General features: G+C 46.5%; 14 protein-coding genes and 1 tRNA gene. 12 read left to right on the forward strand and 3 right to left on the reverse strand.

Features of this window, described 5'->3' with window-relative positions:
* Positions 1-8 precede the first annotated feature (8 nt).
* Positions 9-962, forward strand: a complete 954-nt coding sequence (locus tag BUC22_RS15335) for an SPFH domain-containing protein (RefSeq protein ID WP_013380920.1) — start codon at positions 9-11, stop codon at positions 960-962.
* Positions 963-1,048: 86 nt separating this feature from the next.
* Here BUC22_RS15335 and BUC22_RS15340 read toward each other — a convergent pair whose 3' ends face one another.
* Positions 1,049-1,705, reverse strand: coding sequence for a Crp/Fnr family transcriptional regulator (locus tag BUC22_RS15340; RefSeq protein WP_013380919.1), 657 nt, complete (start codon positions 1,703-1,705; stop codon positions 1,049-1,051).
* 138 nt (positions 1,706-1,843) lie between these two features.
* Here BUC22_RS15340 and BUC22_RS15345 point away from each other — a divergent pair, with 138 nt between their 5' ends.
* From BUC22_RS15345 to BUC22_RS15360, 4 genes are all read left to right on the forward strand, one after another.
* Positions 1,844-2,293 (forward strand): OsmC family protein, encoded by a 450-nt coding sequence (locus tag BUC22_RS15345; RefSeq protein WP_013380918.1) that lies wholly within the window; start codon positions 1,844-1,846, stop codon positions 2,291-2,293.
* Positions 2,294-2,476: 183 nt separating this feature from the next.
* Positions 2,477-2,553: transfer RNA gene (locus BUC22_RS15350), tRNA-Arg, on the forward strand.
* 163 nt (positions 2,554-2,716) lie between these two features.
* Entirely contained in the window at positions 2,717-4,156 is a 1,440-nt protein-coding gene (locus BUC22_RS15355; RefSeq protein ID WP_013380916.1) for an extracellular solute-binding protein, read from the forward strand.
* A gap of 18 nt (positions 4,157-4,174) precedes the next feature.
* Positions 4,175-7,204 carry a bifunctional diguanylate cyclase/phosphodiesterase gene (locus BUC22_RS15360; RefSeq protein WP_073383140.1) on the forward strand — a complete coding sequence of 1,010 codons (3,030 nt, stop codon included), beginning with the start codon at positions 4,175-4,177 and terminating at the stop codon, positions 7,202-7,204.
* Between the two features lie 32 nt (positions 7,205-7,236).
* Here the strand turns inward: BUC22_RS15360 and BUC22_RS15365 are convergent, their stop codons facing one another.
* Entirely contained in the window at positions 7,237-7,479 is a 243-nt protein-coding gene (locus BUC22_RS15365; RefSeq protein ID WP_013380912.1) for a helix-turn-helix domain-containing protein, read from the reverse strand.
* Between the two features lie 176 nt (positions 7,480-7,655).
* On the opposite strand from BUC22_RS15365, the gene BUC22_RS15370 reads away from it, so the two are divergent.
* The 7 genes from BUC22_RS15370 to BUC22_RS15400 all read left to right on the forward strand — a co-directional run bounded on the left by BUC22_RS15370 (position 7,656) and on the right by BUC22_RS15400 (position 14,184).
* On the forward strand, positions 7,656-9,731 hold the full coding sequence (locus BUC22_RS15370) for a PTS sugar transporter subunit IIC/EAL domain-containing protein (RefSeq protein ID WP_013380911.1): 2,076 nt from the start codon (positions 7,656-7,658) through the stop codon (positions 9,729-9,731).
* A 76-nt stretch (positions 9,732-9,807) separates the two neighbouring features.
* Positions 9,808-10,812 (forward strand): DUF3089 domain-containing protein, encoded by a 1,005-nt coding sequence (locus BUC22_RS15375; protein ID WP_013380910.1) that lies wholly within the window; start codon positions 9,808-9,810, stop codon positions 10,810-10,812.
* Positions 10,813-10,871: 59 nt separating this feature from the next.
* Positions 10,872-11,324 carry a DUF2975 domain-containing protein gene (locus BUC22_RS15380; RefSeq protein WP_013380909.1) on the forward strand — a complete coding sequence of 151 codons (453 nt, stop codon included), beginning with the start codon at positions 10,872-10,874 and terminating at the stop codon, positions 11,322-11,324.
* Between the two features lie 11 nt (positions 11,325-11,335).
* Positions 11,336-11,563 carry a helix-turn-helix domain-containing protein gene (locus BUC22_RS15385; protein WP_013380908.1) on the forward strand — a complete coding sequence of 76 codons (228 nt, stop codon included), beginning with the start codon at positions 11,336-11,338 and terminating at the stop codon, positions 11,561-11,563.
* 187 nt (positions 11,564-11,750) lie between these two features.
* Positions 11,751-13,277 (forward strand): DUF4153 domain-containing protein, encoded by a 1,527-nt coding sequence (locus BUC22_RS15390; protein WP_013380907.1) that lies wholly within the window; start codon positions 11,751-11,753, stop codon positions 13,275-13,277.
* Positions 13,278-13,359: 82 nt separating this feature from the next.
* Positions 13,360-13,761: a DUF134 domain-containing protein gene (locus BUC22_RS15395; RefSeq protein ID WP_013380906.1), complete on the forward strand. Its 402-nt coding sequence runs from the start codon at positions 13,360-13,362 to the stop codon at positions 13,759-13,761.
* A gap of 3 nt (positions 13,762-13,764) precedes the next feature.
* Positions 13,765-14,184 (forward strand): NifB/NifX family molybdenum-iron cluster-binding protein, encoded by a 420-nt coding sequence (locus BUC22_RS15400; RefSeq protein ID WP_013380905.1) that lies wholly within the window; start codon positions 13,765-13,767, stop codon positions 14,182-14,184.
* Between the two features lie 248 nt (positions 14,185-14,432).
* On the opposite strand, the gene BUC22_RS15405 is transcribed toward BUC22_RS15400, so the two are convergent.
* Positions 14,433-15,026, reverse strand: a complete 594-nt coding sequence (locus tag BUC22_RS15405) for a TetR/AcrR family transcriptional regulator (protein WP_013380904.1) — start codon at positions 15,024-15,026, stop codon at positions 14,433-14,435.
* Positions 15,027-15,113: the final 87 nt, after the last annotated feature.

Consider the following 15,113-nt stretch of genomic DNA (forward strand, 5'->3'; position numbering starts at 1 on the left):
AGGACAAAATGGGTTTTATTTTTCTATTGATCCTGATTATTGTGGTAGTGGTGCTGGTGGTACTCAATACCCGGATTGTGCCACAGGCACACGCTTATGTCATTGAGCGTTTAGGCGCTTATCACGCCACATGGGAAACTGGCTTTCATATGGCGATTCCGATCATTGATAAAATTTCAAAGCGGATCAGCCTTAAGGAAAGCGTGGCAGATTTTCCACCGCAGCCGGTTATCACCAAGGATAATGTTACCATGCAGATCGATACAGTAATCTACATGCAGGTGACAGATCCCAAGTTTTATATGTATGGTGTCGATCACCCGATGCGGGCCATTGAAAATCTTACGGCTACAACGCTTCGTAATATTATTGGGGATCTCGAGCTGGACCAGACCCTGACCTCCAGGGATACCATCAATTCGCAGATGCGGATCATTTTGGACGAGGCAACCGACCCGTGGGGGATTAAAATTAACCGCGTCGAGCTGAAAAATATTATGCCGCCGACCGAGATTCAAAACGCTATGGAACGCCAGATGAAAGCAGAGCGTGAGCGGCGTGAAAAAATTCTTCAGGCAGAGGGCGAAAAGAAAAGCGCGGTACTTGTAGCAGAAGGTGAAAAGGAAGCGCTCATTCTACAGGCTCAGGCTCAAAAGGAAGCAGCGATTCTGGAAGCCGAGGCAGATAAGGAAGCTCAGATACGCCGTGCCGAAGGGGAAGCGGAAGCGATCCTTAAGGTGCAGAAGGCAACGGCTGAAGGGGTTAAGATGATGAACGAGGCTGAGCCGATTAAAGAGGTAATCGCCATCAAAAGCCTGGAGGCTTTTGAAAAGGCAGCTGATGGGAAAGCGACGAAGATCATTATTCCATCAGAGATACAGGGCCTTGCGGGGTTAGCCGCCTCTCTGAAAACACTGGTAGAGGATGACAGTAAGACTAAAATTGCGCCTCGTCAAAAATAATAAAGAGGCAAAAAACAGTTAATAAAGAGAAAAGCCGGCAGAAATGCCGGCTTTTTAAATACGAAAATAATAGTATAAATAAATATTTAAGAGCTTAAAGAAAGGGATTCCGGATCCAGAAGCGTAATTTCTCCTCGGGAGAGGCGAACGAGCCCTTCGGATTGAAACTGGTTGAGCAGACGAGTTACAACCTCACGGGCCGTCCCTAAATCCCGTGCCAAGGCATCATGCGTTAAATGGAGCGTCCTGCTTTTTTCCAGACGGTAGTGCTCTAAAAGAGCGTTGGATAAGCGGTTTCGCATGCTGGAGAAGGCAAACTGATTAAAGCGATCCATAATGATGGAAAAGTTGTTGGCGACCATACCGAGGGTAAAATCCTTCACACTCGGGTTTGTATCGCTGACGGCTTTAAAGACATCCTTTGGGATGATACAGCTTTCAGTGTCTTCCTCATAGGCGATATCAATATCAAAATTTAGATTATGGATCATGCAGGCAGCGCTGAGGATGCAGACCTCGCCTTCGAGCAGGCGGCATAAAGTAATTTCATCCCCTTCGGGCGAGGTAATGAAAATGCGCGCGCGTCCCTTTTGAAGAATATTGAGACCGATACAATTGCCGCTGTATTGATGGATTACAGTTCCTTTTTCATATTTCTGGATAAAAACGCTATGATTGATGGCGGCCTTTTCTGAATCGGTCAGGGCATCCCAAAACGGGAGAAAGGAAATAGATTCAGACATGATGAACCTCCGATTGTTAATTTTATTAAATTCATTATAACAGTTTATTCTAAATTTAGCCATAAAGCGCTTCAGTGACTTTGTCACCGACACGCAGCCTTTAGTAGGATATAATAGAAAAAAATGAGGAGGTTTGCAATGAATACAATATTTAAGGCAACAGCAAAAAAGTTACCAGAAGGTTTGCAGGTTGAGACAACCGCACGGAATTTCAAAATTTTATTGGACGAACCAGAAGATCTGGGTGGGACCAACAAAGGATTAAATCCTGTGGAAGCAGTATTGAGCGCTCTGGGAGCCTGCCAGACCATCTGCGCATATGCTTTTGCGGGAGCCATGCACATTGATTTAAAGGACTTTTACGTCGAGCTGGAGGGTGACCTCGATCCAGATGGTTTTATGGGGCTGAACAAAGAGGTGCGAAATGGGTTTTCTGAAGTTCGTTTTACCATGCATATGACAACCGACGCATCACAGAAAAAAGCGGAAAAACTGGCGGATTTCATTGAATCGCGCTGCCCGGTAGGCGATTGTCTGGAAAATCCGGTAAAATTAATAAGGACTGGTGTGGTAATACATCAGGAATAATGGAAGGCCAGTGAAAGCTGGCTTTTTTATTTTGGTAAAAAAACGTTTGATTTGGTAAAAAGATCGATAATGACAATGGTTTGTTTTATAATAAGAATTGCGTGTTTTCTATTTGCCAAGAGTTTTTTTGAAAAATGTATTTGCATTTTAATTTCTTTATAGTATAATAGACCAGTAGCAAATGCGCCCGTAGCTCAGGTGGATAGAGCAATGGTCTCCGAAGCCATGTGCCGTTGGTTCGAATCCAATCGGGCGCACCATATAATATGTGTTTTTCAAAGTCTGGTCTCTCACAAAAAGAAACCAGGCTTTTTTTATTATACTATGAATTTTATTAATAGCTTAACTTTATTTTAAGCTGGCTAATTTGTCTGTTATGGTATATAATCATTATAATATACTTAAATGAAAAGGGGGAAGAGTATGAAAAAGAAAATTGGCATTTTATCATTTGCCGTTCTGCTTGTTTTATCGGTTACATTGACGGGGTGCAGTTCCTCGCCGGCGACTAAGGTTAAGCTGAGTCCTGATGATCCGGTATCGCTAGAAGTATGGCATTATTACAACGGTCCACAGAAAGAGTCCTTTGACGAAATGGTAGCAGAGTTTAATGATACCGTCGGTATGGAAAAGGGTATTACTGTCGAAGCTTTTAATAAAGGAAACGTTAACGAGCTGACCGACGCGGTGCTGGCTTCAGCCAACAAAAAGGTTGGTGCGGATGAGGTGCCGGATATTTTTGCCGGTTATGCCGATACGGCCTATCAGGTTGACAAGCTTGGAATGGTTGCTTCTCTGGACAACTATCTGACTAAAAAGGAAATTGAGGAGTACATTCCGAGCTATATCGAAGAGGGCCGTTTTGACAGTGAAGAAAATTTAAAAATTTTCCCATTTGCCAAGTCAATGGAAGTCATGATGATCAACAAGACTGACTGGGATAAATTTGCTTCTGCCACTGGAGCATCACTGGACAGCTTAAATACCATTGAGGGATTGACAGAAACAGCCAAAAAGTATTATGACTGGTCTGGTGGTAAAGCATTCTTTAACCGTGACGCCATGGCAAATTATATGATCATCGGTTCTAAGCAGCTGGGTGTTGAAATTTTTGAGGTTAAAAACGGAGAGGTAACCTTTAACCTGGATAAGAATGTTATGCGTAAGCTTTGGGACAACTATTATGTACCTTTTATTAACGGGTATTTTGCCTCTTACGGACGTTTTGCTTCTGATGATGCCAAGACCGGCGATATTGTTGCGCTGGTTGGCTCATCCTCAGGCGCAACCTATTATCCTTCCAAGGTAACAGTCAGCGATACGGATAGCTACCCGATCGAAACAGTAGTAATGCAGGCGCCGGAATTTAAAGACGGCGAAAAGGTAGCGGTACAGCAAGGAGCCGGTATGGTCGTCGTTAAATCGGATGAACGCAAAGAATATGCATCGACTGTTTTCCTGAAATGGCTGACCGAGGCGAAAAGAAACATTGACTTTTCAATTACTTCTGGCTATCTGCCTGTAAAGAAAGAGGCGAATACCCGTGAAATGCTGGAGACCGCAATGAAAGAAGCAGGCGGCAATGCCATTTCTGATAATCTTGCTAAAACCCTTCCGGTGGCTGTGGACATCACTAACAATAATGAGCTTTACACCAATAAGGCCTTTGAAGGCGGCACGAATGCCCGTAATATTCTCGAGGCTTCAATGAAAAAGAAAGCCATAGCTGATGCAGAAGCTGTAAAAGCCGCCGTTGCTTCCGGTACTGCTAAGGAAGCCGCTGTTGCAGCCTATAATACCGATGAAAACTTCAATCAATGGTATGAAAAACTGAAAAAAGAACTGGAAGAAACTCAAAAATAATGCTCAACGAGGTGTTCAATGGCAAAGCATAAATTTTTGGATTGGGGTAACCGGTCCATTATCCGAAAAATTTTCACTCCAATGATTATTGTCATGGTGATACAGGCAATCCTGTTTTCCTTTGTCATCCTGTGGGGTGGAACAATTGAACAATTAAATAACAACGCTTTGGACATCCTCAACGAAAGAGTCATTAACCGGAAAAATTACCTTGAGAACGAAATGATTCAACGCTGGTCCAATGTGGATGAGTCGGTTAAGAGCATCAACAGCACTGTCGAAAGTGTGCTGAAGGAAAAAAATGCTTCGGTGCAGGATATCGCTACAAACCCGGCACTGCCCGAAGCCATCATTTCTTCAAATACCCGAAATCTGATTTATCTGCTCCGAAAAAATTTTGTGACAGGTGCTTTTATTGTTTTGACAGGCAATGACACAAATTATGAGCTGGAGCCGGGGCAGTCTGTACAGAAGACCTCCCTGTACATCCGGGATTCAGACCCGGGGAATGACGTTGTGGACAATTCAGACCTTTCACTGGAGCGGGCACCAGTCGATGTCACAAAGGCCACGAATGTGACCATGGCAACTGGCTGGGCGCCGCTGCTGAACTTCTCGGGAGATGACCCTGACGCGTCGGCTTTTTATTACAAGCCGCTTAAGGCCGCTGCGGAGAACCCTGATCTCGCCTATTCGGACCTTGCCTACTGGAGCCGTCCTTTTAAACTGAATTCAGACGAAAGCGATGTGATTACCTATTCGGTGCCGCTGAGAACAGATAACGGGACGATCTACGGTGTGCTGGGTGTTGAAGTCTCAACAGACTATCTCCAGAAGATCCTCCCAAACACCGAGCTGGATTCCAATAAGAACGCCTCCTACCTGCTGGCGGTGGATGCTAATCAGGATGGAAGCTTCCAAAATGTGGTAACTACGGGGACAGCCTATAAACGCCTTGCCGGAAATGCCGACCACACAACCTTTGAAGATGATCCCTATTATAAAAATATCTATGGGATAAAAAAGAATGAGCGAATCACAGAGGACGCGCTCGGCGCGGTTCAATACCTGAACCTGTACAACAGCAATACGCCTTTTTCGGGAGATAAGTGGGCCCTTGTCGGTGTGACCACCAATAAAAACCTGTTTGCCTTTTCGGATATGGTTATGCGGATGGTTATGATCGCATTGGTTATTTCATTTGCCATTGGGCTGATTGGCATTCTGCTCGCTGGTATCCATTTTACCAAGCCCATTACAACTTTGGTGCAGCAGGTTAAAAAGAGTAATCCCAGAATGCCGGTAAATCTCGATAAAACAAACATTACTGAGATAGATGAGCTGGCCGGAGCTATCGAGACACTGAGTCAGGATGTGGCCAGTTCTGCTTCCAAGCTCTCGCGTATCATCGCCATTGCGGGGATACCGATCGCCGCTTTTGAGATTAATAAGGTAACAGAAGAGGTCTACTGCACAGACAGCTTTTTCAAGATGCTGAATTTGAGCCATGTGAAAGAAACGGCTGATGGTCTGAACAAAGAAAACTTTGAATCCATTATGCTTGGCCTTAAAATTCTGAATCAGGATTTTGACCCTCAGACAAATGTGACGGTTATTGAAATTATGGATCAGAACAAGCAGAGCAAATGGATCGAAATCAAGCTGGTAGAGGATGATGTGAACATTCTTGGCGTTATCCGGGATGTGACCATTGAAACACTGGAACGGCTGAAAATAGAGCATGAACGCGACTATGATATTCTGACTAACCTGTTAAACCGGAGGGCCTTCTACGCTGCGCTGAACGAGCGTTTTGGGACACCTGAAAGACTGAAAACGGCGGCGGTTCTTATGCTTGACCTGGATAACCTGAAATACATCAACGATACCTACGGCCATGATTTTGGGGATGAATACATACGCAGTACAGCGAATATACTTAAGCAGTTTGCTTCTCCCAACGCGATTTTTGCGAGAATATCCGGCGATGAATTTTATGCTCTGATTTATGGCTATGACAGCAAGGATCAGATACGCCCGATTATATCGGAGATACGGCAGAGGCTTTTGAACACAGCTTTCCCGCTGTTGAATGACCCTGACCTTAAAATACGGGCTTCCGGTGGCGTAGCCTGGTATCCGGATGATTCATGCTCCTATGAGGCGCTTTTAAAATACGCTGATTTTGCCATGTACCAGATAAAAAATTCTGTAAAGGGTGAGTTCTGCGAGTTTGATTCCAAGAGCTACAGCGAAAACGCCTATCTTCTTGAAAACAAAGAAGAACTGAATAAATTTATTGATGGAAATCTGGTCGATTACCACTTCCAGCCCATCGTTGATATACGTGACGGGCAGATCATCGGCTATGAGGCGCTTATGCGCTCCAGACTCTCAACCTTGAAGACCCCAATGGAAATTCTGGCGCTTGCCAAGTCACAGTCCAAGCTTCACCAGATTGAGTGGCTGACCTGGTTTAACAGCCTGAAAGCACTCAAAGAAAATCAGGAAGCCTTTGGCGGTGCGCGGATGTTCATTAACTCCATTTCAAACCAACTGCTCTCCAGCGATGAGATGGAAGAGCTGGAACAGCTTTACCAGCCCATTCTGGGGCAGGTTGTTGTCGAGCTGACAGAGGAAGAGCGGACAAACGAAAGCTTCACACGCAAAAAACAGCGTTATATCCGAAACTGGGGAGCAGGCTTGGCCCTGGATGATTTTGGAACAGGCTATAACAGCGACGCAAATCTGCTTTTTATGACGCCCGATTATGTAAAGATTGATATGTCGATTGTTCAGAATATTGATGAAGATATTAACCGGCAAAAGCTGTTGCAAAACCTGGTAACCTATTTCAAGGAAAGAAAAATCAAGATTATTGCTGAAGGGGTGGAAACCGTCAATGAACTGCATGCGCTGATCCGTTTTGGCGTGGATTATGTCCAGGGCTTTTATCTGGGCAGGCCAGATATACAGCCACAGAAGCTGACGGATGAACAGGTGGCAGAAATTTTGCGGCTAAACGCAGAAGTTAGAAACGAAGTATAAAAAGAAAACCCGGAATGAATATCCGGGTTTTTTTAATGGTTGCAGTAATTATAGACTGAACCGACACTCAGACCAAAGTTTTCCGCAATTTCTGCGTAGGTACAGCCCTTTGCGCGGTAGCTCTTAATCAATTCAATATCCTTACTGTTCAGCTTGCGCTTTCTTCCGGCACCACGGCTGTTCTGCGCCTCAAGCTGAGCCTCGAGCTTGGAGATATAATCTTTTTTTGTCTGGAGCTGATCCTCCAGCAGCCGAATCTGTTCATATGGGTCCATGAGAATGACTCCTTTCAAAAATTAATTTATGAATATATTATAACGGATATTTCTTAAAAATTCAATAATTAATTTATGAAAAATACAGATATTTGTGAAAAGCGTTTCTTTTCGCTTTTAAAAATGTCTGGAATAGTATAGAATAGAGGAAATAGGAATGAAAGAGAGAAAATGTTGTGAAAAAACTTCTGAGCGGCGGCATCGAAAAATTATTCAGCAAACTTGAGGAAAACCGCATACTGACCGCTGTACGTGACGGAATGATCCTGGCAATACCGTGGATTATGGCCGGGTCCTTTGCGTTGCTGCTTAAAAGCCTGCCGATACCGGCTTACAAGGCTTTTTTAGAGACCTTTTTGAATGGCTTTTTCTTGAATATGCTGCTGCTGATTAACGACGCGACCCTTGGTATTATCTCACTCATCCTGCTGCTGACAATCAGCCTGAGCTTTGAAAAGCAGACAAGTACGGAAAATCTGGGGCTTCTTCCGCTCATCAGCCTCTGCGCTTATATAGCCTTTGCCTACAATATTGAGAGTGGATTTACCTTTGAGATATTTCAGAGCACCTGGCTTTTTAATGCGGTGGTAGTCTCGATTGTGACCTGCCTGCTTTATGACAAATTATCCATACTTTTTTTAAACACCTTTAAATCTTATTCGGAAGGGGCGGACAATCATTTTAACCAGGCTCTGGCAGCACTGGTGCCGGGTGGGATGATTATTTTTCTGTTTGCCCTTTTAAATAATCTGATGGTCATGGTTTTTGGCATCCCCAATTTTCAGATGCTGGTATCCAATTATCTTTTTGGGCTTTTTCAGCATTTGGGAAGGGGACTGGGCAGTGCACTTTTCTTTGTGTTTATTATGCACTTTTTGTGGTTCTTTGGCGTGCACGGGGCCAATATGCTGGATGACGTCGCAAAAACCTTTTTTAGCCAAGGCCCATGGATTGCGACCAAGACCTTTTTTGACACGTTTATCTTTTTTGGCGGCTGTGGCGCGCTGCTGTGCCTGGTAGTTGCCATCTTTATCGGAGAACGGCGTAAAAGCGTGCGGGAGCTTTCGGCCATCGCGACCTTTCCGGTTTTGTTTAATATGAATGAGCTGATCCTTTTTGGCGTCCCTGTGGTCTTTAATCCTGTTTATTTTATTCCCTTTATCCTGACGCCGCTGGTGCTGACGCTTATCAGCTATGGTGCTTTTTATTTTGGCCTGGTGCCAATGATCACGAGCACGGTGGAGTGGACAAGCCCGATTTTTCTGAGCGGTTACGCGGCCACTGGCTCCATTGCCGGGAGTCTGCTCCAGCTTCTGAATCTGGCGGTGGGGACTTTGATATACCTGCCCTTTGTGCAGCTGTCCCAGAAGCAGCAGCTCAAAACCCTGACGCGTCGGATTGAGGAGCTCAGCGATGTGGTCAGAAGAGCAGAGGAAAGCGGAGAAAAGCCGGTTTTATTGAGACGCACAGGCAGACTGTCGACAGTGGCCAAGGGCCTTGTCAGTGAGCTGCGGCGGGATATCCGAAATCGCAGTATCAACCTTTATTATCAGCCCCAGGTTAACGCGGAGGGCAGGGTGATCGGCGCAGAGGCACTGCTCAGATGGAAGCACCCTGTGGCAGGATTTCTTTACCCGCCGCTGGTTATCGCCCTGGCTGAGGAAGCAGGCTTGCTTGAAGAGCTTGGCCGGATCATTACAGAGACGGCCTGCGACGATTTGGAAGGGCTCCGGCCCCTGGTTGATGACCAGTTTATGATTTCCGTCAATCTGACCGCGAGCCAGCTTGATAATCCCAAAATTTATGAGCAGATGAAAGCCCTGCTGGATCGCCATAGCTTTGGGCCTTGGCAGCTGGGCCTTGAACTGACGGAGCAGATGGCACTGTCCAGTTCGCAGACAATGACGGACCGGCTGATGGCGCTTCATGAGATGGGGATGCCATTGATTATGGATGACTTCGGAATGGGGCACAGCTCGCTGATGTATCTGCAGAATAACCAGTTTGATATCGTTAAGCTCGATGGCTCGCTCGTCAAGCAGCTGATGAGCAATAAGCGCAGCAGTGATATTATTTCCTCGATCATCTACCTGTCGCATTCTCTTAAATTTGAGGTGCTGGCTGAGTTCGTGGAGACCGCCGAGCAGCGAGACGCGCTGCTGGCGCTGGGGTGCAGAAATTATCAGGGCTACCTGTACAGCCCGGCCATCCCCATTGACGCGCTGAGGCTTTTTGTGCAGAAAACCGATTGAAATGCCGCCGGTAGCTGAGCGGTTACCGGCCTTTTAAAATGGGTACAATTGTTGTGACAGCAAGGAGAAAGAATCAATGAAACTGAGCAGTATTAAAGCACCAGATTACAGACAATTGAAAAACTGGGCGGCTTCTCCCCATAAGCCCTCTCCCAGTGACCTTGTCCCCTCGTTTCTATCCGAGGAAGACTTTAATAAAACAGCGGATGTTTTTTTTATCCATCCGACCACTTATCTATGCCAGCGGCATGGGCGCTGTAGCATTATGCTGGACAGGACCGAGATGAACCGGATGAGGGCCCAGGCCAATGATGAGCCCTGGAACAGTGACACTGACGATACAGCCCTTAACGCTTTTACCGACCGGGGGACGATCCGGATGCAGGCCAGTGTGTTTAACCGCTGCGCCAGAGTTTTTGCGCCGAGGTACCGACAGGCCCATGTCAAGACCTTTTTTCTAAAGCCCTCAGACGCGGTTCAGGCCGCCTTTGATATGGCCTATTCCGATATTCGCAATGCCTTCAGCTATTATCTTGAGCATGAAAACAACGGCCGGCCAATGATCATCGCAGGACACAGTCAGGGAAGCTTTCACGGGCTTCGGCTGCTGAGAGAATTTTTTGACGGTACCAGTCTCCAGAGACAACTGGTGTGCGCCTATCTGCCGGGCTTTCAGATCCCTCATAACCATTTCAGGCAGCTTCCCTTTGCCAATACGCCGGAGATGACCGGCGGTTATCTTGGCTGGAGAAGCTATCAGCGGGGCACTGTGCCGGAGGACCTGCCAGCCGAAAGGGGAGACTCCCTGTGTGTTAATCCCTTTATCTGGAACGATACCATCTTTAAAATATCACTGGGGAAAAAGGAATATGGGATTGAAGACTGTACCCATGTGATGCCTCAGGGCATGGCAGCCACCATTGAGCCCAGAACCGGGGTACTGCTGGTGGATTTGCCGGATACAGCGCCGGAGAAAATGAAAAGGCATCAAAACCTGCATTTATATGATTATAGTCTTTTTTGGCTCTGTATTCGGGAGAATGCCGTGCTTAGAGTTCAGAGGTTTATTGAAAAACAATAAGAAGGTCTTGCTGCGCAATAAAAAATATGGTATCTTATGGATAAAGAGGAGGTTCTGCTATGTGGAATGAAACAAAAAGCCTGGCTTTATCCAAGCTGTGCGTAAAGCTTTTTATGGCTTTGCTCATAGGCTTTGGCGTCAGCGCGCCCTTTTGGTTAAGAAGCCTTTTGGCCTTTTACTCAGAGCTGGGGCTGGAAACTTTTTATGCCTGTTTTTTAATGACAATTTACGCCTGCTGCGTACCGGCGGCACTGCTTTTGTACCATTTGTACCGGCTTTTGAACAACATTGGGCTGGATCAGATTTTTAACGCTGAAAATGTCCGGCACCTCAGGGTGATCTCCTGGTGCTGTATTGCGGCTGGACTGGTCTGTCTGATTTCCGGGCTTTACTATCTTCCCTGGCTTTTACTCGCTGTGGCGGCAGCCTTTATCGGGTTAATCCTGCGGGTGGTAAAAAACGTGGTTCAGCTGGCTGTGGTCTTAAAAGATGAGAATGACTACACGATTTAGGGGGGACCGGGATGCCCATTGTTGTTAATATTGATGTCATGATGGCAAAGCGTAAAATGTCAGCTGGTACACTGGCAGAAAAAATTGGAATAACCCCTGCTAATCTGTCGATTCTTAAAAACAATAAAGCCAAGGCAGTACGCTTTACAACGCTTTATGCCCTGTGCAGGGCGCTGGATTGCCAACCGGGTGATATTCTGGAATATATACCCGATGAAGCCCCGGATAGCAGTGATTAAAAAGGACGACCGTCCGAAACAGACGGTCGTCCTTTTTTTTGTGTTTATCAATTGATAATTATCGAAAAACAATAAAAATCACTTGAAAAACAGAAAATAACGTGTTATACTGTCCTCAATGTAAGAAGTGTTTTGAGAAATTAAGAGCTCAAAGCGTGCATGCAGCTTCTGCACAGGAGGATTTACAGTGAAAGAGAATACAATTTATCTGAAAAGTCAGGAAACGCAGCAGGCGTCTGTTGACGAAAAACTTTTGGCGGTAATGTCGCTGTTCACGGCTTATGTTTTTGTACGCTGCTTTATTCCAGGCCACTATGGATTTCTGGGAATGACCGTAACGCTGTTTACAGGGGTGTTTGCTTTGGCAGGCGGCTTTTATTTTCATAAAAAGGGTCTCGCCCTTACAGGGGAAAGCCTTTATTGGCTTGTGATGGCACTGGCTCTGGGAGGGAGCTATACGCTTTTTGTGAACCAGCGCCTGAACGTGTTGATGCTCCCTGTCCTTTTCGCCGCGCTGGCCTATTGGGTGCTGTGTGCCGCGGGTGCAAGAATTGGTAGGGGGAGCTTTTTCCTTTCGGATCTTTTTAATGGGTTTCTGGCATTGCCGCTCTTTAACTATACAAGGGAATGGCATACCTTTAAAAAAATGGGCAGCGGAAGCAGTACAGGCCATGCCCTGAAGGCTGTTTTGCTGGGGCTTGTCCTTGGCATACCGGTTTTCCTGGTGGTGCTTTATCTGTTGGTTGAGGCCGACGCGGCCTTCCAGGCAATGATCGGGCGTTTGTTTTTTAATGTGCCTCAAATGCTGCTGGAGGTTTTGAGGATTGCATTGGCGTTTGTTCTTTCAGCTTATTTCTTTGGTCTGTTTTATGGCGCGTGCAAAAAAGAAAAGACGGTGTTTGACGCTGTGAGCCTGGAAGCACAGAAGCAAAAGCTGAAAAAGCTGCCAGCGGTTACAGGTTGTACGGTTCTGGGCCTTTTATGCCTGGTCTATTTTATGTTCTTTGCCGCCCAGGGAGGTTACTATTTCTCGGCCTTTTGGGGGAGCCTGCCGGGCGGGGGCATAACCGCAGCCGAGTATGCCAGACGCGGTTTCTTTGAGCTGTGCCAGGTTTCAGTCATCAACCTCTTTGTAATGGGGGCAGGACAGCTCTTTTTAAGAGAGGCTCAAAAAACGGTCCGAATACTGCTCAAGTGCCTGAATGTGACGCTTTCAATCCTCACCCTGCTGCTCATCACGACTGCGCTCAGCAAGATGTTTTTGTACATTGGACGGTTTGGCATGACACAGCTCCGGGTTTTTACCAGCTGGTTTATGCTCCTGCTGGCTCTGTTCTTTATCCTGCTGATCATACGCCAGTTTAAGGCCTTTGCGGTTATGAAGACCTGCGCGGCGGTGGCGGCGGCCATGGTGGTGGTGCTCAGCTATGCGAATATGGACCGGATGATCGCTGTCTACAATCTTTCGGCTTACGGTAAGGGCCAGCTTGAGGAGCTGGACATGGATACTCTGGCGGCCTGCGGCCCCGCGGCGATTGAGCCGATGAAGGCCTTTTATGAGCAGACAGAGAATGCTGGGGCCAGAGAGCGCATCGAGGACTATCATCACGCTGAGTACGCCTCCTATCTGGCAGAAGCGCGTTTTTATGGCTATAACCTGGAATACGAGAGGGCGTCTGCGCTTTGGAAAATGGATTGGAAGGCCGCGGAATAAAGGGCTGATTTAAAAGATTATTGACATATGCCCATAATAACGGTATAATAAAGACAGATGAACCACTGAGGGAGGAATAGATATGCCAAGGCCAACGAAACGCAGGCGGATATGCGGACTGCCTGAGGGAAAAATATTTGTCTGCGCAGACGCGTGCAAAAAGCAGGCTGAGCCAGTGGTGATGACGCTGGAGGAATACGAGACCGTCCGGCTCATTGACCATGTTGGCCTTAACCAGGAAGAGTGTGCAGAACAGATGGCAGTGGCTCGCACGACGGCCCAGCGCATTTATAACAGCGCCCGGTCAAAACTGGCGGAGCACCTGATTACAGGCGCGACGCTTAAAATAGAGGGCGGAAGCTATGATATCTGTACCGACCGGGAATGCGGCTGCAGAATGCGGCAATGCGGCAAAAGACAATGTGGCTGTCATCAGGAAAAGGGACGCTGTCCTAAAAAACCGAAAAAGAGGAATGAGGTATAACAATTGAGAATTGCAGTTACTTATGAAGATGGACATGTATTTCAGCATTTTGGGCATACCAGCCAGTTTAAGATTTATGATGTCAACGCAGACCAGATTCTGGCCTCGCAGGTCGTGGACACCAACGGTGTTGGACACGGGAGCCTGGCAGGCTTTTTAAAGGATGAGTCCGTTGACCTGTTAATCTGCGGCGGTATCGGCGGCGGAGCCCAGAATGCCCTGATGGATGCCGGCATCCTGTTTAAAGGCGGCGTAGCCGGCAGCGCAGATCAGGCTGTTCTGGCCTATATGAACGGCACGCTGGACTACAACCCCAATGTCCACTGTGATCACCATGACCACGCCCACGGCGAAAGCTGCGGGCACCATCATGAAAACGGCGGCTGCGGCCAGCATGGACATAGCTGCGGACATCATCACTAATTAAACAAATGTTATCACAAACAGGCAGAGCGTTAAAGAGAGGACGATTCAGTTGAAAGTTGAAAGTGGATAGTTCAGGTGCAAATCTGCCGCAGGCAGAATTGATCGGATATGGCCTGCGACCAGCTTTTTATTCGCTTTTTCGAAGAAAAGGGTTCAATAACTATCAACCATCAACTACAAAATCGCATTTTGCTTTAACTTTGTCTTGACATTTTGACTTTGTCTACAGCCTGAGACGATGGGCATTAATCCATCGTCTTTTTATTTTGGCCGAAGGCCAGGATGCCGCCCTCGATAAACTGGTTCAGAGCCTGATTGACAGTTTCCGGCGAATAGAGTTCCCGGTGCTGCATGCAGTTTTGGAGGACGCCGGCGCAGCCATAGGTGATAAAAGTGGTGCAGATATCCTGGGACAGGGGATCGCCCTCAAATATTTTTGTATAGCCTTCATTGGATAAAAGCTTTTCCTTAAAGACTTTGTGAAGCTTTTTAAAAAACATCTCAGATTCTCTGGAGTTGAGAAGCCTCTGGCTGAGCTTGATATCCTTGTTCAGATAACAGTCGATGGGGTGCATCATGTCACCGATATTTTCAACCGAATTATTTAGATTGTCGAGGAAATGGCTGAGGTTCTCGATGGCCTCGTCCTCAATCTGCTCGAGGACATCGTAAACGTCACGGTAATGGGCGTAAAAAGTACCCCGGTTGATGTCTGCTCTGTCTGCAATATCCTTTACCGTGATTTTTGAAATTTCTTTTTCAGCAGCCAGCTCCATAAAAGCTGTTTTTATGAGCTTGCGCGAACGAATGGCGCTGCGGTATTCCGCTTTACTTCCCATGGATTAAGCTCCTTTTAAGTTGAATTTTATAAAATCAAACAAATTTATGCTAAATGTTCAATTTTGTACAAAAGTCGATGTATTGTT

Origin of the sequence: Eubacterium callanderi (assembly GCF_900142645.1) — a bacterium.
Taxonomy (GTDB): Bacteria; Bacillota; Clostridia; order Eubacteriales; family Eubacteriaceae; genus Eubacterium; species Eubacterium callanderi.

Bases quoted from the DNA above. Each gene is read 5' to 3' on its own strand.
- BUC22_RS15355 (WP_013380916.1), top strand. From the start codon at position 2,717: ATGAAAAAGAAAATTGGCATTTTATCATTTGCCGTTCTGCTTGTTTTA.
- BUC22_RS15335 (WP_013380920.1), top strand. From the start codon at position 9: ATGGGTTTTATTTTTCTATTGATCCTGATTATTGTGGTAGTGGTGCTG.
- BUC22_RS15365 (WP_013380912.1), bottom strand. From the start codon at position 7,479: ATGGACCCATATGAACAGATTCGGCTGCTGGAGGATCAGCTCCAGACA.
- BUC22_RS15385 (WP_013380908.1), top strand. From the start codon at position 11,336: ATGCCCATTGTTGTTAATATTGATGTCATGATGGCAAAGCGTAAAATG.
- BUC22_RS15375 (WP_013380910.1), top strand. From the start codon at position 9,808: ATGAAACTGAGCAGTATTAAAGCACCAGATTACAGACAATTGAAAAAC.
- BUC22_RS15405 (WP_013380904.1), bottom strand. From the start codon at position 15,026: ATGGGAAGTAAAGCGGAATACCGCAGCGCCATTCGTTCGCGCAAGCTC.
- BUC22_RS15380 (WP_013380909.1), top strand. From the start codon at position 10,872: ATGTGGAATGAAACAAAAAGCCTGGCTTTATCCAAGCTGTGCGTAAAG.
- BUC22_RS15345 (WP_013380918.1), top strand. From the start codon at position 1,844: ATGAATACAATATTTAAGGCAACAGCAAAAAAGTTACCAGAAGGTTTG.
- BUC22_RS15395 (WP_013380906.1), top strand. From the start codon at position 13,360: ATGCCAAGGCCAACGAAACGCAGGCGGATATGCGGACTGCCTGAGGGA.
- BUC22_RS15360 (WP_073383140.1), top strand. From the start codon at position 4,175: ATGGCAAAGCATAAATTTTTGGATTGGGGTAACCGGTCCATTATCCGA.
- BUC22_RS15340 (WP_013380919.1), bottom strand. From the start codon at position 1,705: ATGTCTGAATCTATTTCCTTTCTCCCGTTTTGGGATGCCCTGACCGAT.